Below are 22,048 nucleotides of genomic sequence, written 5' to 3' on the forward strand. Positions count from 1 at the left end.
GTTTCCCCCTAATGTTTTACCCTATTTGGTTTATTTTGAAGCAGTGGCAACTGCCAATGCTAATGAATATACTTTTGTTTCTGCTGAATCAGCACGAGATGTTAAAACAATCGGTGCTTTTGCGCCAGCAATCATTGCTCCTACTTTTGCATCCGCAAAGTATACGAGTGATTTATATAGTACATTTCCAGCTTCAATTGTTGGGACGAGTAAAATGTCTGCCTTACCTGCTACATCACTTACTATGCCTTTATGTTCTGCTGCAATTTGTGATACTGCATTATCTAAAGCAAGTGGTCCATCAACGACACAATTTTTAATTTGTCCGCGGCGATTCATTTGAGTTAACATCGCTGCATCAATTGTCGCTTGCATCGCAGGATTCACAACCTCTACCGCTGCAATTGGTGCTACCTTCGGCAAATCAATTCCTATTGCCCGGGCAACTTCTACAGTATTTTGTATAATAGCAGCTTTTTGTGTTACATCAGGTGCAATGTTCATCGCTGCATCTGTAACAAAAATGAGACGATTGTAGTTTGGAACTTCAAATGCTGCAACGTGTGAAAGTACGCTACCTTTACGAAGTCCCCACTCTTTATTTAATACAGCCTTCAAAATATTTGCTGTTGGGATGTTCCCCTTCATAAGCACATCTGCTTCGCCATTTCTTACAGCTTTAACAGAAAGTTCTGCAGCCTCAGCACTTGACTGTGTTGCAATCACTTCAATATGTTCTGAAGTTTGTAAACTATGTTCTTGTAGCATCCCCATTATTTTTTCTTGATTTCCATATAGACGAAATTGAGCTAGCTGTAATGTAATTGCTTTCGCTACAGCTTCAATTACTTCATGATCTTCAGCTACTGCTACAGCCACAGTTTTTTTAGGCTGGCCTGCCGCTTGATCAATTAAGTGTTCTAACTTCATATTTTGTAATCAACCCTTTCCGTCGTCCCTCGTCTTTTTATTAAGCAAATACCGTGCCAACTTTCAAAAGTGGTCTTACCAATAATGAAAACGCATTCAAAACACAGTAAAATCAATACTTTGGAAAATAACAAAAGATTCTGTCTTATTTTGTCGCTTTTTGTATACCATGCAATAAATTGCACGGTACGCAATTTATTGCATGCTATTTTTTGCACACTCATACTTTTCTAGCTTGTAATATAAATTTCGAACCGAAATTCCTAACGCTCTTGCTGTTTGTGTTTTATTTCCACCAAATCTCTCTAAATATTCATGAATGATATTCCCTTCAAACTCCGTCACTAAATGCTCAAGTGGCTTTTCTTCTAACTCAGGCAATAAATGAGCTTGTTTTGACTCCACTTGCTCTTCGTTATGTAATGGCGGTAAATGTTGTACATCAATATAGGTCTCGTTATAATTCATAAAGATAATAGCTCTCCCCAAAATATTTTCAAGTTCCCTCACATTCCCTGGCCATTCATATGATTGTAAATATGAAATAGCAGAATTAGTGAGCCCCTCTATATTTCGGCCATAATCTTGGTTGATTTTTTGAATTAATCTGTCTGCGATTGCCGGTATATCCCCTTTACGCTGACGAAGAGATGGGATTTGAATTGGAATTTTATTTAATCGATAATATAAATCCTCCCTAAACTTCCCTTCTAGAATGGCTTTTTCTAAATTCACGTGCGTCGCTGCAATTACTCTGACATTGATAGGGATCGCTTTCGTTCCACCAACTTTTACAATTTCTTTCTCTTGCAAAACACGAAGGAGTTTCGCTTGCGTATTTGCAGATAGTTCCCCTATTTCATCTAAAAAGATGCTGCCGTTATTCGCTTCCTCAAAGAATCCACGTTTTCCCCCTCTTTTCGCGCCAGAAAACGCCCCTTCCTCATAACCAAACAATTCACTTTCTAACAACGTCTCCGAAATAGCTGCACAATTTACACGAACAAACTTATTATATTTCCGATTACTTCCATTATGGATAGCATGCGCAAACAATTCTTTACCTGTCCCTGACTCCCCGCGTAACAACACTGTTGCTGGTGTATTCGCCCCCAGTTTCGCCTGTTCAATAGCAGCCGTTGTTTCATCTGAATTTCCGACAATGTCATCAAATGAATATTTCGCTTCTAACGTTCGAATAATTTGCCTTGCTCTATTCAGTTCATTTGTTAATTTTTGAATTTCTGATACGTCGCGAATTACACCGACGCTCCCTTTCAATATTCCATCCACAATAACTGGTGCTACGTTTACAATTACATCTCGCTTTTTTTGTCCGATTTTCATATGTATGCCTCGTACCGCCCTACGCGTTCGAAGTACTTTCATATGCATACTTTCACCTTCTACAATATCAGTTGTAGCTGGCTTTCCAATAATGTCCTCTTCTGTTAAACCTGTTAATTTCGTATATGCAGGGTTAATTACTAACCCTCGACCTTTTTCATCCACGACCGAAATGGCTTCCTCAGACGAGTTAATAATCGCCTCAAGTAACGTTTGAATCTCCTTTAAATCTGTAACTTCTTCCGCAAGATCTACAACCTCTGTTATATCTTTAAAAATCGCAAATGCCCCTTGCACTTCTCCTCCCTCTTTTAATATTGGAATACGGGTTGTAATAATTTTCTTTCCATTCTCAAGCGTCAGTTCATAATTTACTTCTATTTGTTTCGTACGTATAATACGAAGCAACTTACTAGTCGGAATAACTTCTAAAATATATTTCCCTACCGCATCTTCTTTTTTATATCCGATAATACGTTCTGCACTTTTATTGAATAGGCGAACTTGTCCTTCTTGATCAATCACTATCATACCGTCATGCGTAGAGTTTAAAATTAAATCGCCTTGCTGCGTCTGCTCTTCTAACTTTCCAATTAAATTTTCCTTCTCATGTGCTAATCTCGTAACAATTTTTGCAATATCACCTGGTATAAGAAGAGTATCTTTATGCTTTTTCTTTAATAAATCTTTATGTAAATCATCGTCACCTGTCATATCAAACATTACATCAATGTGCATAGAAAGAAACGGAGTCACACTCTCTCCAATTGCAATCCCGTATTCCTTTGCCATCTGTAACCCTTTTGCTATCGGATTTATATCAATAATCCCTATAATTTGAAATATATTCGAACTCTGTAACAGACGCAGCAGTGTACTACCACCTTCACCTGCACCAACAATTAAAACTTTTTGTTTCATATATTACACTTCCTCTCGGAGTATCTCTGCAAAATTTTTCACACCCTTATCTTACTCGTTCAGCCCCCTCTTGACAAACCCCCTTTTCATATAACATCATTAAAATAAACAAAATAATCTGAAAAGGAGCGTTTATATGCAGCGTTACCTTGCTCTATTATTAGCACTCATCCCTATTTCATTAGCTGTGTTTGGCATTAAGTTAATGAGAGATACCGTATTCGGGATTTTATTTCCTCCACTCTCTATACTATGGTTACAATTTTTAATCGGGGCTCTCTGCTTCGCGCTCGGATTTTATATCTTTGGTGGTTTCGTCTTACACCGAGATCGTAAACGAAATAAAGTACAAGCTCGCTTTCGAAGATAGGAAAGCCCTACTATTTACAAATAAAAAAATGAGACCGTTACAAGCGGTCTCATTTTTTTATTGGCAATAATGTTCTTGCCGTTTCAGGATAATCCGTAATAATCGCCGAAATATTCATATCAAAATATTTACGCATAAGTGTTTCTTCATTAATTGTATAGGGCCGAACCTCTACATCACTTTCCATCGTTAGTTCGGCAACAGCATCTTGAAGATAACGATAATTAGGATGCACTGCTGTAGCCCCCATTTTTTTTGCATATGCCCACGGACTATGCAAACCTTCGCGATATAAAATCGCTGTTTGAATATCTGGAGCCATCATATGACACCTTTTCATACTGTAATGATTAAATGAAGAAAATATAACACGATCTTCTAGATTAAATTTCCGTACAAGCGTTATAACTTCTTCTTCTAAACCTCTGTATGGAATTTTATTATTTTTAAGTTCAATATTAAGTAACAACTATGTTTTTTCAATCCATTTTAACACCTCTTCTAAAAGAGGTATTTTACAAAATCCTACTTTATCACCAAATTTATAACTCGCATCTAATTTACATAAATCCTCATATACATAATTTCGAACCGCACCTTTTCCATTCGTTGTCCGATTCACTGTTTCATCATGAATGACGACAACCTTTCCGTCTTTCGTTAATTGAACATCCAGCTCAATTCCATCTGCCTTAAAAGATTCAGCTGCTTCAAATGAAATCATCGTATTTTCTGGGTACGTTCCCGCTGCACCACGATGCGCAAATATAAGAGTCATCCTCACTCCCCCAATCTTATGCTATACTATACGAAAAAGGAGGTACTTCTATGAGACCATTACAAATTTCTCCAGACACTGCAGTCCGCCTATCAAAAGCATTAGGTGTTCCACTTGAACAACTTATGCATATGCCGCAGCACATTTTAATTCAAAAGTTAGTTGAATTAGAAAAACAAAATAAAGACGAAGAATAATACAGTCCTGTTTCGCAGGACTTTTTATTATTTTCTATTATATCATGGATGGCTTCCTTGCTAAAATCCCTCATTGGATATACCATGATTCAATTTAACCTTCACTTCGAACATGTACAATAAAAAGACCAACGAATTCTAACATTCATTGGTCATTAATTAAAAAGTTCATTGGTTTTAAATTTACTATCGAGTATACATTTCAAGAATTATTAAGCTTTATTAAAACTTAAATTCCTTACTTCTTCTATTCTCAGCTAGCCTTATGTTCAAGTCTCAACTTATCCGCAACCATTGCGATGAACTCAGAGTTCGTAGGTTTTGCTTTTGACATAGATACTGTATAACCGAATAAGGACGAAATAGAATCGATATTCCCACGACTCCATGCTACTTCAATTGCGTGACGGATTGCACGCTCGACACGACTTGCTGTTGTATTATATTTCTTCGCGATATCTGGATACAATACTTTCGTAATAGATCCCAGTAATTCGATGTCATTGTACACCATAGAAATTGCTTCCCTTAAGTACATGTACCCTTTAATATGAGCAGGCACACCAATTTCATGAATGATACTCGTAATGCTTGCATCTAAGTTTTTCGGTTTTCCATCTACTGTTGTTGCTGATCGGAAAGATGGCAGTGGACGTTTAATAGTAGCGTTCGCTTTACCGCTCACTTGACGAATATGACTCGTTAAATTCTCCATATCAAATGGTTTTAATATGAAATATGACGCACCTAAGTCAACTGCTTTTTTCGTCACATCTTCTTGTCCAAACGCTGTCAACATAATTACGCTAGGCTGTCTTAACCTTTCAATATGGCGCATTTTCTCTAGTACAGCTAACCCATCTAAATGTGGCATAATAATATCTAATACAAGTACATCCGGCTGCTTATCTTTTAATAAATTTAAACACTCTTGACCATTATAAGCAGTACCAATTACTTCCATATCCTCTTGAGCAGCTACATAACTCTCTAGCATTGATACTAATTCTTTATTATCATCCACAAGACATACTTTAATTTTCTCCACAGCTTTTCCTCCCTTACCGAATCGATTCTCCGACATGTGTATCCTTCTAGGCTACATGAATTGTTCGACAATTGTGTGAAAATTCCCTTTTAAAGTTTGTTACTTTCCGATAAAATCACAAAAAAATATGTTTATCGTTTATTTATTCCTTTTCGCAACACATTCCATCATAGAAAAACAACGAAACGTTCAACCCTTTCCTTTTATTTTACAACAAAAAACACCTCTTGCGGAGCTTTTACAAAATTTCAACGAATTTTTCAATAGAAAAGCGAGCTAATTATTAATTAGCTCGCTTTTCTTTCTTGATCATAAATGTTAATTCCAGCCTCATGTAACATCCATTCAATATGAACACCATACCCGGATGTTGGATCATTTACAAATACATGTGTAACAGCGCCAATTACCTTTCCATTTTGTACAATTGGACTTCCGCTCATCCCCTGTACGATACCACCTGTTTTCGCTAATAAACGTTTGTCTGTTACTTTTATTACCATGCCTTTTGTTGCCGGAAACTTTTGCGGTACTGTACTCACAACTTCAATATCAAACGCTTCCACTTTATCTTGATCAATAACCGTTAATATTTTTGCTGGTCCTTCTTTTACTTGATGAGATAGTGCAATAGGCATTGCTTTATCCATTACGCCATTTGTCATATTTGTATTCAATTTGCCAAAAATACCAAATGGACTATTTATTGTAATATTGCCAATCACTTCACGATCAGGTGAGAACCTCGCTAATTTCTCCCCTGGATTCCCATGACTACCTCTTTCAATTGATGTAACTGTCGAACGCATAATTTGTCCATCTTCGACTTGAATCGGCTTTTTCGTATCATTATCAGAAATAACATGACCAAGTGCCCCATATTTCATAGAATCAGGATGAACAAATGTCATTGTTCCGATTCCAGCTGCCGAATCACGAATATATAAACCAATGCGATAAGACGATTCTCCACTGTCTTTTTGTGGTGTTAATTTAGTGCGGATATGCTTTCCATCCCTTAGCAAAACGAGATTAAGCGGTTCGCCTGTTTCCCCACTATTATGAATAAATGGTGCTACATCACTCATTCTTTCAATTGTTTTACCATTAATTTCAGTAATCATATCTCCAATTTGCACACCAGCTGTTTCACCAGGAGATACTTTCCCTTTTTCAGTTTGAATTAAATGATGGCCTATAACAAGTACCCCTTTTGTGTTTAACTTTACACCAATTGATTGTCCACCTGGAATAACTTTGAAATCTTTTAATACTCTCACATTTACTTTTTTCACTGGAAAACCAGCAAGCTGAAACACCATATCTGCTTCACCATTTTGATGAGAATTTACCATAAGTCCTTGTTTTTGTTCATTTGAACTTACTGTAAACACATGACGATCTGTAGATGAAGCTTTAAATACTGGTAATGAAGCTATTTCTGATTGTTGTCCTTCAAAAACAACAAGTTGCTTCGGAGATGAAATAAACGTCCGAAGCGGTTTAAAACACCCAATAAAAACTAAAGAAACAAGGAGAAAAATACCTATTATTTTGCGAAATCTTTCTAATTTCAATTTGTTCACTCTCCTCGCTCCTACCCCACATTCAGCCTTTTGGCTTCACTTTTTAATCTCTCCTTGCAATGCTTTATTTATAACCGGAAGAATTAAGAAATCATCATTTGAGAAAAAAAGCTATCCATTACTGGATAGCCTCTGCTGTCTGTTTAAAATGATGCGCTTGCGTAAGTAATTCTTTCGCATGTTCTGTCGTTAAATCTGTAATTTCCACACCAGAAATCATTCGAGCTATTTCTGTTACTTTATCCTCCATAGTTAAAACGGTAACTGATGTAATTGTTCGATCATTTGCTACTTGTTTTCGAATAAATAAATGCGAATCCGCCATTGAAGCTACTTGAGGTAAGTGCGTAATACAAAGTACTTGTGAGTTTACTGATACTCGATAAATCTTTTCCGCAATAGCCTGTGCGACCCGGCCACTTACACCAGTATCCACTTCATCAAAAATAACAGATGCAACACCTTGATGCTTAGAAAAAATGCTTTTTAAAGCTAAAATAATACGGGATAACTCTCCGCCAGAAGCAACCTTTGAAAGTGGTTTTAGCGGCTCACCCGGATTTGTTGAAATATAAAATTCCACATGATCGTAACCATCCGCTGTAAGTCTTACCGGTGCTCCCTCCACGAGAGGCTCTTCTGCATTTCCTTCTCGCTTCATAATTCTCACTTCAAATTTTGTTTTTTCCATATATAATTCTTTTAATTCCTGATGAATGGCATTTGTAAGATGTTCTGCAAGTTCATGACGCATATTACTTAACAACGTTGCTTCTTTCAGAATAACACTTTCTAATTCCTTCAACTGTTTCTTCGTCGTTTCAATATGAACGTCTTTATTTTCAATCGTAAAAATTTCTTGTTCAATTTTATCAGCATACGCTAAAATCTCTTCTACAGTATTTCCATATTTTCTCTTTAGCATACGAATTTCATTTAAACGCGTTTCAATTTCATCTAAGCGATTCGGATCATATTCCATCATATCGAGCTTTTCTCTTAGTTGATAGGCAACTTCTTCTAATAAATAATAACTATTGGCAATGGAATCATGATTTTCTTGATACACTTCATCTAAATGTGTAATACTCTCCATTTGTCCCATTGCGCTTCGTACATTATCTAACCCTTGTCCGTCAGCACTTAACGAGCGATACGCATCCCCTAATGCTTTGTAAATTTTTTCGAAATTAGAAATTTGCAATCGTTCTTCAGTTAAGTCATTTTCTTCATCTATCTTTAAATCCGCTTTACGGATTTCTTCATGCTGAAATTGAATTAAATCTAAACGATGTGCCATTTGTTGTTCATTTTCACTTAACGATTTCAACTGTTTTTTTAATTTCTCATAGTCAGCATATACGTTTTGGTATATATCTAATTGTTTAACGATACGCTCTCCATCAAAATGATCGAGCATAAATAGATGACGTTCTTCATTCATTAAGTCTTGCGTTTCGTGTTGTCCATGAATATCAACAAGTGTTTTTCCAATTTCTTTTAATACACTAAGGGTAACTAGTTTTCCATTTACACGACATACACTTTTTCCGTTTGCAGCGATATCACGCTTCAAAATAATCATGCCGTCTTCTATTTCTATATCCAACTCTTCTGCTTTTTCAATACATGGATGCTTATCATCTTCCACATAAAATAGCCCCTCTATCTCAGCTTTTTCTGTTCCGTATCGAACAAATTCTGCTGAACCACGGCCACCTACAAGTAAACTAATCGCATCAATAATAATCGATTTTCCGGCCCCTGTTTCACCACTTAAAACCGTTAATCCTTTTTGAAAAGAAATATTTAATGCCTCAATAATAGCAAAGTTTCTAATCGATAATTCCGATAACAATGCCCCATTCACCTCGTTATAAACTAATCCCCTATGAAGGGCTTTTCTCAGTTCTTTATTCAAATAGTCATACTATATGTTTGTATGTATAAATTACTTTTCTAACCGCTCCATTGTACCAAACATTTGTTTTACGGGTCAATCCACCTATTTCCTAATTTTATTCAAAGAAAATATTATATTACAATTAAGAATTCACGTTTTTAACCAATAAAAATATCCTGTTCACTTTCCACTTTACAGAGGAAAGCAAACAAGATTTTTTATTACAGCATATTTAAGAAACGATCAGAGACAACACCTGTATCTTCAGGTGTACGGCAAATAATTAAGCAAGTGTCATCACCACAAATGGTTCCGATGATCTCATCCCACTCTAAATGATCAATAAGTGCTCCAAGTGAATGAGCGTTACCAGGCAATGTTTTTAGCACAAGCATATGTCCTGCCGTGTCTAATTTTACAAATGAATCCACTAGATTACGTTTTAATTTTTGTAACGGGTTAAATCGTTGATCTGCTGGCAAACTATATTTATAGCGACCATCATGTAATGGCACTTTCACTAAGTGCAATTCTTTAATATCGCGCGATACTGTTGCTTGCGTTACATTAAATCCCTCATTACGTAAAATATCAACTAATTCATCTTGTGTTTCAATTTCTTTGTTCGCAATAATTTCCCTGATTTTAATATGGCGCTGACCTTTATTCATACATTTGCACCTCACACTATCTCTTACCATAGTTTAAACATTGGTATACTTCACTTATTTATGTTAACTTATAATTCGTTACTTGTACACAATTGTTTTTACAATCATTATACAATTACAACAAAAAGAGGAACAACATATGTTATTCCCCTTTCCCTTTTTGTTTTAGGACATCATGTGCCTCTGTAACTACTTGCTCAACAGAAACTGGAGAATGATTTTCGCCATTCTCACGTTCACCATGCCATTTCAGATGAATTAAAAATTCAATATTACCATCCCCGCCCGTAATTGGTGAGAATGTTAAGCCTTCTACGTCGTATCCTTCTTTTATAGCAAAGTCGACAATCATTTCTACGACAGCCTCATGTACTTTTCGATCGCGAACGATACCCTTTTTACCAACTTGCTCTCTTCCAGCTTCAAACTGCGGTTTAATTAACGCTGCTACATCCCCGTTCGGCATAAGCATTGTTTTTAAAACTGGCAATATAAGTTTTAATGATATAAACGAAACATCGATACTAGCAAATTGCGGTAAACCACGTTCTAAGTCTGCTGGTGTTACGTAACGGAAGTTCGTTCGTTCCATTACGACAACACGCTCATCTTGACGCAATTTCCAAGCAAGTTGATTGTACCCTACATCTAATGCATAAGATAATTTCGCTCCATTTTGAAGCGCGCAATCGGTAAAGCCACCAGTTGATGAACCAATATCTATCATAACTTTATCTTGTAAATCAAGATGAAATGTCTCTAATGCCTTTTCAAGTTTATAACCACCACGGCTTACATACGGCATAACTTGCCCCTTCACCGTAATCTCTGTATCTTGTGGGATTTTCTCCCCTGGCTTATCCAATCTCATCTCATTCGCATATACAAGGCCGGCCATAATGGCGCGTTTTGCTTTCTCACGTGTTTCTATAAGCCCTCGCTCTACTAATAGTACATCTACTCTTTCTTTTTTCGCACTCATTTGTTACGCCCTTTTTTGTTTTGATGGAATCATTGTATGAATACGGTCTACAACAGCATCTGTCGTTAAACCGATTTCTTCTAATAATTTTGTTACACTACCGTGTTCTATGAAACGATCTGGAATACCCATTCGTTCAACTAACGCACTATGGTACCCGTTCTCAGACGCAAATTCAACTACTCCTGTTCCAAAACCACCAATTAAGCAAGCTTCTTCAATCGTTAAAATTGGTATATTTTTTCCTAAGAGATCATGTAAATATGCTTCATCCATTGGTTTAATGAAGCGAGCGTTCACTACTTTCACTGAAATACCAGCCTTTTCAAGACGCTCAGCCGCTTCCATTGCCATTGGTATTGTCGTACCAAATGTTAAAATAGCTGCTTGTGTACCTTCTTTTAACGTTTCCCATGAACCGATTGGAATCGCCTTTAATTCTTCATCCATATGAACGCCAAGTCCATTACCTCGCGCATAACGTAATGCGATTGGTCCATCTTCATATTGCATCGCCGTGTATACTAAATGTTGCCCTTCATTTTCATCTTTTGGCATCATAAGTACCATATTCGGCAAGTGGCGTAAGAATGAGATATCAAATACACCTTGATGCGTTTCACCATCTGCTCCTACTAAACCAGAGCGATCAATTCCGATGAAAACATTTAAATTTTGGCGGCATATATCATGAACAACTTGGTCATAAGCTCTTTGTAAAAATGTTGAATAAATCGCTAAGAATGGTTTCATACCTTGCGTTGCCATACCCGCTGCCATTGTTGTAGCATGCTGTTCTGCAATACCTACATCAATCATACGATCCGGGAATTCTTTTTGGAATTTCTCAAGTTTCGATCCAACAGGCATTGCAGGTGTAATTGCAACGATACGCTCATCCGTTCTCGCTAACTTAAGTACTGTTTCACTAACAACAGCACTCCATGCTGGTGCAACTTCTTTCGGTTTAACGAAGTCACCTGATTCAATTTTATAAGGTCCTGTTCCATGCCAAGTGCCAATAACATCACTCTCAGCTGGTTTGTAACCTTTTCCTTTTTTCGTAATAACATGAACAAGCACTGGGCCTTTTGTTTTCTTTGCATATTGCAACGTTTCGAATAACTTTTCATAATCATGTCCATCGACTGGACCTAAATATGTAAAGCCTAACTCTTCGAAAAAGACACCAGATACTAGTAAATATTTAAGACTATCTTTTATTTTCTCTGCTGTCGCAGCAACTTTCCCACCGACAGCTGGGATTTTCTTCAAAATATACTCTAGCTCATCTTTTACCCAATGGTATTTTCCTGCGGTACGTAGACGTCCAAGCACATTATGAAGTGCACCAACGTTTGGCGCAATTGACATTTCATTATCATTCAAAATAACAATCATGTCTGTTTTTTCATGTCCAATATGGTTCAATGCCTCTAAAGCCATTCCGCCCGTTAAAGCGCCATCACCAATGATTGGTATAACATATTCTTTCGTTTTCTTTAAATCACGTGCTAGAGCCATTCCCATTGCAGCAGATAATGATGTCGAGCTATGGCCAGTTTCCCATACATCGTGCTCACTCTCACAACGTTTTGGGAAACCACATAGACCTTGATATTGCCTTAATGTGCCGAATTCTTTTGCACGTCCAGTTAAAATTTTATGTACATAGGATTGATGTCCTACATCCCATAAAAATTTATCTTTCGGACTATCAAATAATTTATGCAGAGCAATTGTGAGTTCTACTACACCTAAATTAGGCGCAATATGTCCACCTGTTTGAGAGAGCTCTTCAATTAAAAACTTACGAATATCCTCACTCAATCCCTCTAGTTCACTGATAGACATCTCTTTCAAAAAACTAGGGTTTTGAATTTGCGTTAGATCCACATGGATCACTCACTTTCATTTCATAATCTGTCAACATGTCAAATATTATAAAAAACATTTACACAAAACAAGAAATTCTCTTTTTTTATTTTTCACCTTGTCCTGCTATTAACCAGTCTATTGCGCCCTAATCTTATTATAAACCATATTTCTTTAGGCGATGAAAAAAATAGCCGCTAACACGAAGTGATAACGGCAATGTAATCTACATATATTTTTGCCAATAACAAGAAAAGAAAAACCTTTTCCTACATTTATATCATAAAATGATGAATGACTCAACAAATGAAAACGCTGTTATATTAGTTATTACGTTTTGCAATCAAATCGCAAATAGATAGTAAATATTCATCTTGTAATTGCAAGGAACTAATAGCATCTTTTGCTTTTGCAATCGTTTCTTCTAAAATATCCTTTGCTCTATCTACAGTAAATAACGTCGTATATGTGCTCTTTTCGTTAGAAACATCACTACCAATCGGTTTTCCAATCTCTTCTTCGGTTCCTTCCACATCTAAAATATCATCTCGGATTTGGAAAGCTAGGCCGATATATTTCGCAAACTCAAGTAATTTTTCTTCCTGTTCTTCTGTCGCATCAGACAGTATCGACCCTGCAAGTACAGCGAATTCAAGTAGTTTTCCAGTCTTATGCTTATGAATATACTCTAGCTCATCGATCGTAAGCTGTTTCCCTTCCGCTTCCATATCTGCTACTTGTCCGCCAACCATTCCTTCTGGCCCTGCCGCTTTTGCAAGCTCAAGTACAAGTCTTACTTTTTTCTCAGCAGAGATTTCCTTTTGTTCATATGCCATAATAACTTGAAAAGCATATGTCAACAAACCATCTCCTGCTAAAACTGCCATCGCTTCACCAAATACTTTATGATTTGTGGGCTTCCCTCTTCTTAAATCATCATCATCCATACAAGGTAAATCATCATGAACTAACGAGTATGTATGTATCATTTCAAGAGCACAAGCTGCACCTACACCAAGATTTTTTTCTTTACCAAACGCTTGTAATGTTGCAAATAAAAGTAACGGGCGGAGACGCTTTCCACCCGCTTCCAAAGAATATGCCATCGCTTCACGAAGTACATTTGGACATTGTAATTCATTTGCATAGCTTACAAGCTTCTCTTCTACGAAAGTTTTACTTTCTTTCAAAAAAGTATCAAAAGCAATTGTCACTATGCTTCATCTCCTAAAGCAGTAAACGGTTCAAGCTCTCCATCTTCCCCAAGAATAACTGCCATTTGTTCTTGTACGTTCTTCAACTTCTCATCACAAAGCTTAGATAATTCCATACCCTCTTTAAAATAAGAAATTGCTTCTTCTAAAGGTACGTCACCTTGCTCTAATTTAGAAACGAGGTGCTCAAGTTGCGAAATTGCCTCTTCAAAGCTTAATTTATTTTCCATTATTCAATTCACGCTCCTCTATTCCTGATACGCTACAATCTAATATTCCATCTTGTAATTGAACTGAAACAGCATCTCCAAGGCTAACATCTTTCACACTTTTTAACACTTGCTTCTCTTCATCATATACAAGCCCGTACCCTCTCATCATTACTTTAAGCGGACTTAGCGCTTCAAGTTTTTGAGCAGCTCTTACAAAGGCAAATTCTTTCGTTTGGAGTAACGTTTGCATTTCACGTTGCAATTGCTTTTGCAATGTTTCAACTGCTACCTTTGTTTGCATAATTTTTTGAGATGGGTGGTGCTTCTCTAAATAAAATGAAAGCTGTTTTAACTGATTTACCTTTTTATCAATATAGCGCTCTTTCGCTAACACAAGCTGTTCTAACGCTCTATCCAATTGCTCTTCTTTTTGCTCATATACTTGTCTTGGATAACGGAACGCATAAGATTTTTGCAATACTTGTAGTTTTTCTTCTTTTTTATGTACTAACTCTCTCATTGCTCTTTGCAACCTTAGAGTTCTTTGTAATACCTTTTCTTGTAACTCGATAATATTAGGCGCTGCCAGCTCAGCCGCTGCAGTTGGTGTTGGTGCTCTTAAATCGGCAACAAAATCCGCAATTGTAAAGTCTGTTTCATGGCCTACTGCTGAAATAATAGGAATCTCACTCTTGAAAATAGCTCTTGCAACCATTTCTTCGTTAAACGCCCACAATTCCTCAATAGAACCTCCACCGCGCCCAACGATTAGGACATCTATCCCTTCCATTTCATTCGCTGTACGGATCGCTTGTACAATTGAGGGAGCTGCTGACTCCCCCTGTACAAGTACTGGAAACACAATAACATTTCCAATTGGATAACGACGTTTAATCGTTGTTATAATATCACGAATCGCTGCTCCTGTTGGTGACGTAATCACACCTATTGTTTTCGCATAAGGAGGGATTGTTTTTTTATAAACTTGAGAAAACAATCCTTCTTCCTCTAAACGAACCTTTAATTGTTCGTAAGCTAAATGCAGGTTTCCGACTCCGTCAGGCTGCATGTCTTGAATATAAATTTGATAAGAACCACTCGCCTCGTAAACAGAGATTTTCCCTTTCACGAGTACCTTCATCCCATTTTCAGGTCTGAATTTAATATTACGATTATGACCCGCAAACATAACCGCTGCGATTCTTGCATTTTCATCTTTCAATGTAAAATACATGTGGCCACGGCTATGATTTTTAAAGTTGGAAATTTCACCTTTTAACCAAACAGACTGTAAATGCGGATCATATTCTATTTTTGTTTTTATATAGCGTGTTAACGCTGTAACGGTTAAATATTGTTTCTCCATTTCTCTCTCCTCATAGCCGACTCAAATTATTTACAAACGACACCTGCACGCTTAGCCGATTCAACAGTATTATGAAGAAGCATTGTGATCGTCATTGGACCAACACCCTTTGGCACAGGTGTAATGTAACCTGCAACATCTAGCACGTTGTCAAAGTCAACATCACCACAAAGTTTCCCTGTTTCTAAACGGTTTACACCAACGTCGATTACAACTGCTCCTTCTTTTATATAATCAGCTGTTACCATTTTAGGTCGTCCTACTGCTACGATTAAAATATCAGCTAATTTCGTTAACTCTTTCATATTTTGCGTCTTAGAATGACAGTATGTGACAGTTGCATTTTCATTTAAGAACAATTGTCCCACTGGCTTGCCGACAATATTACTTCTTCCAATTACTACAACATGTTTTCCTGAGATATCAAGATTTGTTTCTTTTACTAACTCTACAATACCATGCGGTGTACATGGAAGGAATGTATCTTGTCCCGTCATCATACGTCCTACGCTGATTGGGTGAAATCCATCTACATCTTTTTCTGGTGAAATTCTTTCAATGATAGCTTTTTCTTCAATATGTTTTGGTAAAGGTAATTGCACTAATATGCCATTAATGCGGTCATCGCCATTTAAGCGATCGATTTCAGCAAGCAAACGCTCCTCCGTAATTGTTTCAGGAAATTCAATTAGCTCTGAATAAATTCCTACTTGTTCACAGCCCTTTTCTTTTCCTTTTACATAAGAACGAGATGCTGGATCTTCTCCAACTAAAATAACTGCTAATCCTGGTACAATCCCTTGCTCTTTCAACTTCACAACTTCTTCTGTTAATTGTGCTCGTTTTTTCTCCGCAACTTCATTTCCTTTGATGATTACTGCTACCATTTTAAGATTCCCCCTTAAAGAAATTACAGTGTATCTTTTATATTAGATAAAACGCCGTTAATAAAACGACGAGATTCCTCATCCCCAAATGTTTTAGCAATTTCAATTGCCTCGTTAATTGTTACGTTGTGTGGAATTTCTTCCATGTATTTCATTTCATACACAGCTACACGTAAAATACTGCGATCAACAATACTAATACGCTCAAGCTTCCACTTTTTTAAATTTTGACGAATCGCTTCATCAATTACTTCTTTATTTTCTACAAAACCTACAACAAGTGATTCTAGAAACTCATTTGTTTCTTCACCTTCATCTAGCGTGTTTTCCACTGCTACTTTCGGTTCTAATTCACCTGTAATATCCATTTGATATAATGCTTGCATAGCTCTTTCTCTAGCCGTCCTACGTTTCATTGTAACTCTCCTTTATGCTTCAAGTCTTTCCTTATGCTTTGTTATATTATTATAATTTATAAGCCGTCAATTCACTTACTCTTACAGTTTTCATTGATTTTCCAACCTTATAATACAATGATAATAACACAATTTATCGTTTCACACACGGGTTACAAGGCTGAAAAATAATAAAAAGATTAACTTCAAGTTCCATATCTTATCACAATGTACGTTTTTTGGTAAAACGAAACATTTTCTTTTTTATTTCTCATTTTTTGAAATAGTATAATAATTAGAGGGTTGTAATTTGTGAAGAAATGAAACGATAAAAAAGATGCCTATGTTACTAGGCACCTTTTTCATTCTTACACTGGTTCGATTTCTGTTTTTTGTGTTTCGAATGTTACGCCAACGATGTGAACATTCACTTCTTTTGGCTCAAGCCCTGTCATTGTAAAGAGTGCTTGGCGAATGTTGTCTTGAATCTTTTGTGCAACAACTGGAATTGCTACGCCAAAATACATTACAACATAAAGGTCAACGATAATATCTTCGTTTGCTAATTCAACCTTTACACCTTTACCATGATTTTTCTTACCTAACTTCTCAACAACATCTGTAGCAAAATTACCACGCATTGCCGCTACGCCTTCTACCTCAGCAGCTGCAATACCTGCGATTACTTCAATTACTTCTGGTGCAATTTCTACTTTACCAAGAGTTGTATCTTGACCCATATCTAACATATGTTCAGCCATGAAAAAAACCTCCTTTAATGTATCACTGCGTCACAAGTTCATGCTCTTCCAAAAATTTCGTATTAAACTCACCTTTTACAAAATCAGGATGATCTAACAATTGCAAATGGAACGGGATTGTTGTATGTACGCCTTCAACGACAAACTCACTGAGTGCACGCTTCATTTTTGCAATTGCCTCTTCACGTGTTTTTCCGTGAACAATTAATTTAGCAACCATCGAATCATAGAAAGGTGGGATTGAATATCCCGGATATACAGCTGAATCGACGCGAATACCAAATCCGCCTGGTGGCAAGTACATTTCTACTTTACCTGGAGATGGCATAAATTTTTTGGCAGGGTTTTCCGCATTAATTCGGCATTCAATTGCCCAACCATTAAATTGTACTTCTTCTTGCTGTAACGATAACTTTTCTCCAGAAGCAACAAGAATTTGTTCTTTAATTAAGTCTACCCCTGTTACCATTTCAGTAACTGGATGCTCAACTTGGATTCTCGTATTCATCTCCATGAAATAAAAGCTTTTCGTTTTATATTCATAAATAAACTCAACCGTACCAGCACCTGTATAATCAACCGCTACCGCCGCTTTAACTGCCGCCTCACCCATCTGCTTACGCACATTTTCATCAAGTGCTGGTGATGGACTTTCTTCTAGTAGTTTTTGCAAGCGGCGCTGAATCGTACAATCACGCTCTCCTAAATGAATGGCATTTCCGTGTGTATCTGCCATTATTTGAATCTCAACATGGCGGAAATCTTCAACGTACTTTTCTAAGTATACACTAGGGTTCCCAAAAGCGGTACTAGCTTCTTGCTGTGTAATTTGAATTCCTTTTACAAGCTCCTCTTCATGGCGCGCAACACGAATACCTTTTCCTCCGCCACCTGCAGTTGCTTTAATAATAACAGGATATCCAATTTGATTCGCAAGTTTGATCGCTTCTTCGGTATTTTTAATAATTCCTTGTGAACCTGGTACAATCGGAACCCCTGCTTCTTTCATTGTATCACGAGCAACGTCTTTTGTGCCCATCTTTGAAATAGCTTCTGGACTTGGACCGATAAAAATTAAGTTACATTCACGGCATAACTCTGCAAAATCTGCATTCTCTGCTAAAAATCCGTATCCTGGATGAATTGCATCGCAGCCTGTTAACTTCGCAACACTAATAATGTTCGTCAAATTTAAATAGCTTTCTTTCGAAATCGTTGGTCCTACACAATACGCCTCATCAGCAATTTGTACGTGAAGTGACTCTTTATCCGCTTCTGAATAAATTGCGACCGTTTCAATATCCATTTCTTTACAAGCACGAATAATTCGTACAGCAATTTCCCCACGATTGGCTATTAATACTTTTTTTATCATCACAAAGACTCCCTTATTACGCTTTTACAAGAAATAGCGGTTGTCCATACTCAACAAGCTGTCCGTTATTAACAAGAATCTCAACAATTTCTCCATCTACATCTGCATCGATTTCGTTAAATAACTTCATAGCCTCGACAATACATACGATAGAATCTTTCGATACTCTATCCCCAACACTTACATATGGAGGCGTATCAGGAGAAGAAGAAGAATAGAATGTACCTACCATTGGTGATGTAATTTTATGTAGGTTTTCATTCTGAACAGCTTTTTTCTCTTCTTGTTTTGGCACTTCCACTTGTGCTGCCGCTACTGTCGTTTCAACTTCAACAGGTGCTACTGGTTGCACGGCTTGTTTTGCTACAGGTGCTTGCACCGCAACAACTTCATTGCCACGCTTTTTCATTTTGATTGTCGTACCATCTTTTTTGTATTCAAATTCATCAATATTAGAGCTATCAATTAATTTAATTAATTCACGAACTTCTTGAATTTTAAACATGTAAAATCCACTCCCATACTCTTGTTTGTCCCGTTTTTACAGATTTCTCTTCACTAAAACTAGATTGACTGTAAAAATACGATGTACTCTATTAGAAAATGTATTTCATTTACTAATAGAAATAGTTACTATTTCCATCTTACGATAAATTTTTTAAACATTCCAATTTATATTTCTTTATAATAAATCGAAACTCCTGTAAAAATATTATTCCAATAAAAATTTATTACCTAGTAATAATACCAAGTTTCACACAAAATTGGCAAGACCACTTCCGAAAAAACATTCCTTACTTTTCAAAATACTATAAAGTAAACCTACCATTACCGCTTTACTCGTCACCTCATCTATAGTCAATAACGTATTTTTACCAAATATTATTTTTTTGTTTACACGTCGTTCATTATTCCTTCATATAAGAATAGTATGTTCAAAGTGTAGAAAATATATCGTATCGAGGTGTGGACATATGATATGGCTCATTCTCTTCTTACCTGCCGTAATGGTCTGGGCATTCGTTCTCTTCATCCACGTCAAATCCGGAAAAAGTAATCATCACTACCATGAACCGCTAATCTTTTACTCACAACGTATTTCTCCGTTCCGAGTTGAACATAGTAAAAACAAAGACGAAACAGAAAAAAGCTATCGAAAATGATAGCTTTTTTCTATTATTATTTTTATCTAACTATTTTCAAACAATCCGATTACTAAAAACGAATAATCCGCGGAGGAATTCCCCGCGGATTATTCGTTTTATTTTGTTGGTGGATCAAATTTTACACCTACATCTTTTGATCCGCCTTCACTTCTTACAAGTTGTATAATTTTATTCGCTTCTTTTTGTGAATGTTTTGCTGCTTTTACAGTTACTTTAATGTCAGTTCCATCAGCTCTTACAAGGGCATCTTTATATCCACCTTGAGATTTAATTACTGTCTCAAGTAATTCTTGCTTCGTTTCCATTGTAGTGATTGCATCAAAATTTTCTTTCGCTTTATTCTTTTCTGTTGCTGAAGCTTTTGTTGAACTCATCACTTCTTGTAATTTTGCTTTTTGTTCACTTCGCTGATCTTCCATTTGCATACGTAATGCTGTGAAATTTTCATCACTTGATTGAACTGTTACGTTAGCTTCTTTTTTGCTTGTTTCTTTTGTAGCACTCTCTTTTTTATCTGTTTCTTTGTTTGTTTCTTTATTTGATGTTTCCTTGTTTGTATTTTCTTTTTTAGGCGTTTCTTTAGGTGCTTCGTTTGTTACTGCTTTATCAGTACCTTGTTTTTCTTGTCCAATCTTTTCACCTGTTGCCGGCGATGCTGTATTCATTTTGTCTGGAGTTGTTACGTAATACACAGATAGTACAACAACTAAACTTAACATCGTTAATAGCCAAACCGTTTGTTTTTTTAACACTTTATTTCCTCCCTATCAATTTTTCGGTGAAACTGAAACGCGATGGGCTGGTACATCTAGTAGCCGTATGACAGCTTCTTTTACCATCGCTTTAACTTGTATATTATCCACTCCCTTTGCTACGACAAGAACCCCTCGCACTTTCGGTTTCTCTGTTCGTAAAACAACGGGAGTTTCTTTATCCCCTTCACGTATAATGACTGTCTTTTCATCAAGAGACTCATCTTCTACTTCCCTCTTGCCACCTGTTTTATCTGTTTCACCTGTTGTTTGTGAACGTTTCACTGTATTTTTTTCTAATATTTTTTCCTCTGATGAGTCTAAATTTACATTAATCGTTACATCTTTTACTCCTGCTATTTCTTCTAAGGCTGCTTTTAATTCTTGTTCATACGCTTTTTCATATTTTTCTACATTTGACATATTATCATTATTTTTTTGTCCAAAAGTTGGTACGTCTTTTTCTTGGTTTTGAGTTTTTTGTTCTTTAAATACAGGTACTTCTTCTTTTTTACTTGAAAAGAAACTACTAGAAAACATAAGCAACATTCCAAGTATGAGTAGGACAAGTAAGAACTTAGGTGTTACCTTTTTCCCCTTCTCATTACTTTCTTTTTCATCTCCATTCAATAAGTTTCGAAAAAATGAGAACTTCGAATTTTTATCTTTATTGTCCATTTACTCTACCTGTCCTCCCTTCCATTTGAACTTGGATTTGTTTATTCTCTAGTTGCCACCTGCTTGAAAAGAAGTCTTTCATTTCTCCATTCGTTTCCTCTACTTTTTTCGGTGGTTCTTTCGTATTAATTTCAACTGGTTTTACTGTTTCGATTGCATCATTTTTACTACGTTCTTTTTCTTTCAACGTCACAACAACAGATTGAATATCTTTCGCTGACTTTACTTCCGCTGTGCTTTCCGCTGCGACTATTTGTATTTCAGAGACTGACATACCATACTGTTTCTCAAACTCTTTTCCTACTTCTTTTTTCATTTTGGTAGCCATCTCTTCTAAACTATATGCACGTGTTAGAGCTTGTATTTCTTTTTTCTTCGAATCTATTGAATTTTTTACAGATCCTTCTGCTACGTACTTCTCTTCATTAAAATTTGCGATTACTTCATTTACATCTGTTTGCAATAGTTTAAATAGAGGCGTTAAAATTAAAACAACTAATAATAGACTTACAACGAATTTAACGTACTTTTGCAAATTGGAATTTGGAAGAATAAGATGAAGCATTGTCGCTAAGAGTAAAAAAACGATAATATTTCTAATCCACTCTGTAACAAATTGCATACCCTTCACCTC

22 protein-coding genes and 1 pseudogene are annotated in these 22,048 nt (G+C 36.4%); 3 read left to right on the plus strand and 20 right to left on the minus strand.

Translation table 11 applies throughout. The annotated features are described in order from the left end of the window. Window positions 1-30: 30 nt before the first annotated feature. Both yqiS and PSR14_RS21825 read right to left on the minus strand, forming a co-directional pair. Window positions 31-930: a phosphate butyryltransferase gene (yqiS, locus tag PSR14_RS21820; protein WP_000763079.1), complete on the minus strand. Its 900-nt coding sequence runs from the start codon at window positions 928-930 to the stop codon at window positions 31-33. Window positions 931-1,125: 195 nt separating this feature from the next. Further along, the gene (locus tag PSR14_RS21825) at window positions 1,126-3,198 is read right to left on the minus strand and encodes a sigma-54-dependent Fis family transcriptional regulator (protein WP_000811008.1); all 2,073 of its coding nucleotides are present in this window, start codon (window positions 3,196-3,198) and stop codon (window positions 1,126-1,128) included. Window positions 3,199-3,334: 136 nt separating this feature from the next. Here PSR14_RS21825 and PSR14_RS21830 point away from each other — a divergent pair, with 136 nt between their 5' ends. Then, window positions 3,335-3,568: a DUF2627 domain-containing protein gene (locus PSR14_RS21830; RefSeq protein ID WP_001190187.1), complete on the plus strand. Its 234-nt coding sequence runs from the start codon at window positions 3,335-3,337 to the stop codon at window positions 3,566-3,568. Between the two features lie 49 nt (window positions 3,569-3,617). On the opposite strand, the pseudogene PSR14_RS21835 reads toward PSR14_RS21830, so the two are convergent. Next, window positions 3,618-4,346 (minus strand): annotated as a pseudogene (locus PSR14_RS21835) (glycerophosphodiester phosphodiesterase). A 50-nt stretch (window positions 4,347-4,396) separates the two neighbouring features. Here PSR14_RS21835 and PSR14_RS21840 point away from each other — a divergent pair. Next, a complete protein-coding gene (locus PSR14_RS21840; RefSeq protein WP_001247671.1) occupies window positions 4,397-4,543 on the plus strand; it encodes a YycC family protein in 147 nt (48 codons plus the stop codon). Between the two features lie 253 nt (window positions 4,544-4,796). Here the strand turns inward: PSR14_RS21840 and spo0A are convergent, their stop codons facing one another. From spo0A to accB, 14 genes are all read right to left on the minus strand, one after another. After that, window positions 4,797-5,591 carry a sporulation transcription factor Spo0A gene (gene spo0A, locus PSR14_RS21845; protein ID WP_014297988.1) on the minus strand — a complete coding sequence of 265 codons (795 nt, stop codon included), beginning with the start codon at window positions 5,589-5,591 and terminating at the stop codon, window positions 4,797-4,799. A 287-nt stretch (window positions 5,592-5,878) separates the two neighbouring features. Next, window positions 5,879-7,177 carry a SpoIVB peptidase gene (spoIVB, locus tag PSR14_RS21850; RefSeq protein WP_098487580.1) on the minus strand — a complete coding sequence of 433 codons (1,299 nt, stop codon included), beginning with the start codon at window positions 7,175-7,177 and terminating at the stop codon, window positions 5,879-5,881. A 118-nt stretch (window positions 7,178-7,295) separates the two neighbouring features. Beyond that, entirely contained in the window at window positions 7,296-9,035 is a 1,740-nt protein-coding gene (gene recN / locus PSR14_RS21855) for a DNA repair protein RecN (RefSeq protein ID WP_000947749.1), read from the minus strand. Window positions 9,036-9,301: 266 nt separating this feature from the next. Then, window positions 9,302-9,751, minus strand: a complete 450-nt coding sequence (gene argR / locus PSR14_RS21860) for an arginine repressor ArgR (RefSeq protein WP_001032581.1) — start codon at window positions 9,749-9,751, stop codon at window positions 9,302-9,304. Window positions 9,752-9,893: 142 nt separating this feature from the next. Continuing rightward, on the minus strand, window positions 9,894-10,733 hold the full coding sequence (locus PSR14_RS21865) for a TlyA family rRNA (cytidine-2'-O)-methyltransferase (protein WP_001274742.1): 840 nt from the start codon (window positions 10,731-10,733) through the stop codon (window positions 9,894-9,896). A gap of 3 nt (window positions 10,734-10,736) precedes the next feature. Further along, entirely contained in the window at window positions 10,737-12,629 is a 1,893-nt protein-coding gene (gene dxs / locus PSR14_RS21870; protein ID WP_000366458.1) for a 1-deoxy-D-xylulose-5-phosphate synthase, read from the minus strand. 302 nt (window positions 12,630-12,931) lie between these two features. Next, window positions 12,932-13,822: a (2E,6E)-farnesyl diphosphate synthase gene (ispA, locus tag PSR14_RS21875; protein ID WP_000150360.1), complete on the minus strand. Its 891-nt coding sequence runs from the start codon at window positions 13,820-13,822 to the stop codon at window positions 12,932-12,934. Next, a complete protein-coding gene (gene xseB, locus PSR14_RS21880; RefSeq protein ID WP_000428423.1) occupies window positions 13,822-14,052 on the minus strand; it encodes an exodeoxyribonuclease VII small subunit in 231 nt (76 codons plus the stop codon). Before xseB ends, ispA begins: the two co-directional genes overlap by 1 nt. Beyond that, the gene (gene xseA / locus PSR14_RS21885) at window positions 14,042-15,400 is read right to left on the minus strand and encodes an exodeoxyribonuclease VII large subunit (protein ID WP_000415266.1); all 1,359 of its coding nucleotides are present in this window, start codon (window positions 15,398-15,400) and stop codon (window positions 14,042-14,044) included. The genes xseB and xseA overlap by 11 nt, the downstream gene beginning before the upstream one ends. 26 nt (window positions 15,401-15,426) lie before the next feature. Next, on the minus strand, window positions 15,427-16,287 hold the full coding sequence (gene folD / locus PSR14_RS21890) for a bifunctional methylenetetrahydrofolate dehydrogenase/methenyltetrahydrofolate cyclohydrolase FolD (protein ID WP_000226726.1): 861 nt from the start codon (window positions 16,285-16,287) through the stop codon (window positions 15,427-15,429). A 23-nt stretch (window positions 16,288-16,310) separates the two neighbouring features. Further along, window positions 16,311-16,703, minus strand: a complete 393-nt coding sequence (gene nusB, locus PSR14_RS21895) for a N utilization substance protein NusB (RefSeq protein ID WP_000830249.1) — start codon at window positions 16,701-16,703, stop codon at window positions 16,311-16,313. A 347-nt stretch (window positions 16,704-17,050) separates the two neighbouring features. Continuing rightward, window positions 17,051-17,443, minus strand: coding sequence for an Asp23/Gls24 family envelope stress response protein (locus PSR14_RS21900; protein WP_000807630.1), 393 nt, complete (start codon window positions 17,441-17,443; stop codon window positions 17,051-17,053). A 22-nt stretch (window positions 17,444-17,465) separates the two neighbouring features. Beyond that, window positions 17,466-18,818 (minus strand): acetyl-CoA carboxylase biotin carboxylase subunit, encoded by a 1,353-nt coding sequence (accC, locus tag PSR14_RS21905; protein ID WP_406644058.1) that lies wholly within the window; start codon window positions 18,816-18,818, stop codon window positions 17,466-17,468. 16 nt (window positions 18,819-18,834) lie between these two features. Beyond that, window positions 18,835-19,323 carry an acetyl-CoA carboxylase biotin carboxyl carrier protein gene (accB, locus tag PSR14_RS21910; protein WP_000472870.1) on the minus strand — a complete coding sequence of 163 codons (489 nt, stop codon included), beginning with the start codon at window positions 19,321-19,323 and terminating at the stop codon, window positions 18,835-18,837. Between the two features lie 469 nt (window positions 19,324-19,792). On the opposite strand from accB, the gene PSR14_RS21915 reads away from it, so the two are divergent. After that, the gene (locus PSR14_RS21915; RefSeq protein WP_002081027.1) at window positions 19,793-19,981 is read left to right on the plus strand and encodes a hypothetical protein; all 189 of its coding nucleotides are present in this window, start codon (window positions 19,793-19,795) and stop codon (window positions 19,979-19,981) included. Window positions 19,982-20,079: 98 nt separating this feature from the next. Here the strand turns inward: PSR14_RS21915 and PSR14_RS21920 are convergent, their stop codons facing one another. Genes PSR14_RS21920 through spoIIIAF form a run of 3 tightly spaced genes read right to left on the minus strand, consistent with a single transcriptional unit; the run spans window position 20,080 to window position 22,036 of the window. Next, on the minus strand, window positions 20,080-20,736 hold the full coding sequence (locus PSR14_RS21920; RefSeq protein ID WP_000914701.1) for a SpoIIIAH-like family protein: 657 nt from the start codon (window positions 20,734-20,736) through the stop codon (window positions 20,080-20,082). Between the two features lie 15 nt (window positions 20,737-20,751). Next, window positions 20,752-21,414, minus strand: a complete 663-nt coding sequence (gene spoIIIAG, locus PSR14_RS21925) for a stage III sporulation protein AG (RefSeq protein WP_000368876.1) — start codon at window positions 21,412-21,414, stop codon at window positions 20,752-20,754. Continuing rightward, window positions 21,404-22,036, minus strand: a complete 633-nt coding sequence (spoIIIAF, locus tag PSR14_RS21930; protein ID WP_001161050.1) for a stage III sporulation protein AF — start codon at window positions 22,034-22,036, stop codon at window positions 21,404-21,406. Before spoIIIAF ends, spoIIIAG begins: the two co-directional genes overlap by 11 nt. Between the last annotated feature and the right edge of the window lie 12 nt (window positions 22,037-22,048).

Origin of the sequence: Bacillus sp. A01H, assembly GCF_045277205.1 — a bacterium.
GTDB lineage: Bacteria > Bacillota > Bacilli > Bacillales > Bacillaceae_G > Bacillus_A > Bacillus_A paranthracis.

What these genes read in the sequence shown, in the direction of transcription:
- yqiS (WP_000763079.1), bottom strand. Translation starts at nt 930, where the DNA reads ATGAAGTTAGAACACTTAATTGATCAAGCGGCAGGCCAGCCTAAAAAA.
- PSR14_RS21825 (WP_000811008.1), bottom strand. Translation starts at nt 3,198, where the DNA reads ATGAAACAAAAAGTTTTAATTGTTGGTGCAGGTGAAGGTGGTAGTACA.
- PSR14_RS21830 (WP_001190187.1), top strand. Translation starts at nt 3,335, where the DNA reads ATGCAGCGTTACCTTGCTCTATTATTAGCACTCATCCCTATTTCATTA.
- PSR14_RS21840 (WP_001247671.1), top strand. Translation starts at nt 4,397, where the DNA reads ATGAGACCATTACAAATTTCTCCAGACACTGCAGTCCGCCTATCAAAA.
- argR (WP_001032581.1), bottom strand. Translation starts at nt 9,751, where the DNA reads ATGAATAAAGGTCAGCGCCATATTAAAATCAGGGAAATTATTGCGAAC.
- PSR14_RS21865 (WP_001274742.1), bottom strand. Translation starts at nt 10,733, where the DNA reads ATGAGTGCGAAAAAAGAAAGAGTAGATGTACTATTAGTAGAGCGAGGG.
- xseB (WP_000428423.1), bottom strand. Translation starts at nt 14,052, where the DNA reads ATGGAAAATAAATTAAGCTTTGAAGAGGCAATTTCGCAACTTGAGCAC.
- xseA (WP_000415266.1), bottom strand. Translation starts at nt 15,400, where the DNA reads ATGGAGAAACAATATTTAACCGTTACAGCGTTAACACGCTATATAAAA.
- folD (WP_000226726.1), bottom strand. Translation starts at nt 16,287, where the DNA reads ATGGTAGCAGTAATCATCAAAGGAAATGAAGTTGCGGAGAAAAAACGA.
- nusB (WP_000830249.1), bottom strand. Translation starts at nt 16,703, where the DNA reads ATGAAACGTAGGACGGCTAGAGAAAGAGCTATGCAAGCATTATATCAA.
- PSR14_RS21900 (WP_000807630.1), bottom strand. Translation starts at nt 17,443, where the DNA reads ATGGCTGAACATATGTTAGATATGGGTCAAGATACAACTCTTGGTAAA.
- accC (WP_406644058.1), bottom strand. Translation starts at nt 18,818, where the DNA reads ATGATAAAAAAAGTATTAATAGCCAATCGTGGGGAAATTGCTGTACGA.
- accB (WP_000472870.1), bottom strand. Translation starts at nt 19,323, where the DNA reads ATGTTTAAAATTCAAGAAGTTCGTGAATTAATTAAATTAATTGATAGC.
- PSR14_RS21915 (WP_002081027.1), top strand. Translation starts at nt 19,793, where the DNA reads ATGATATGGCTCATTCTCTTCTTACCTGCCGTAATGGTCTGGGCATTC.
- spoIIIAG (WP_000368876.1), bottom strand. Translation starts at nt 21,414, where the DNA reads ATGGACAATAAAGATAAAAATTCGAAGTTCTCATTTTTTCGAAACTTA.
- spoIIIAF (WP_001161050.1), bottom strand. Translation starts at nt 22,036, where the DNA reads ATGCAATTTGTTACAGAGTGGATTAGAAATATTATCGTTTTTTTACTC.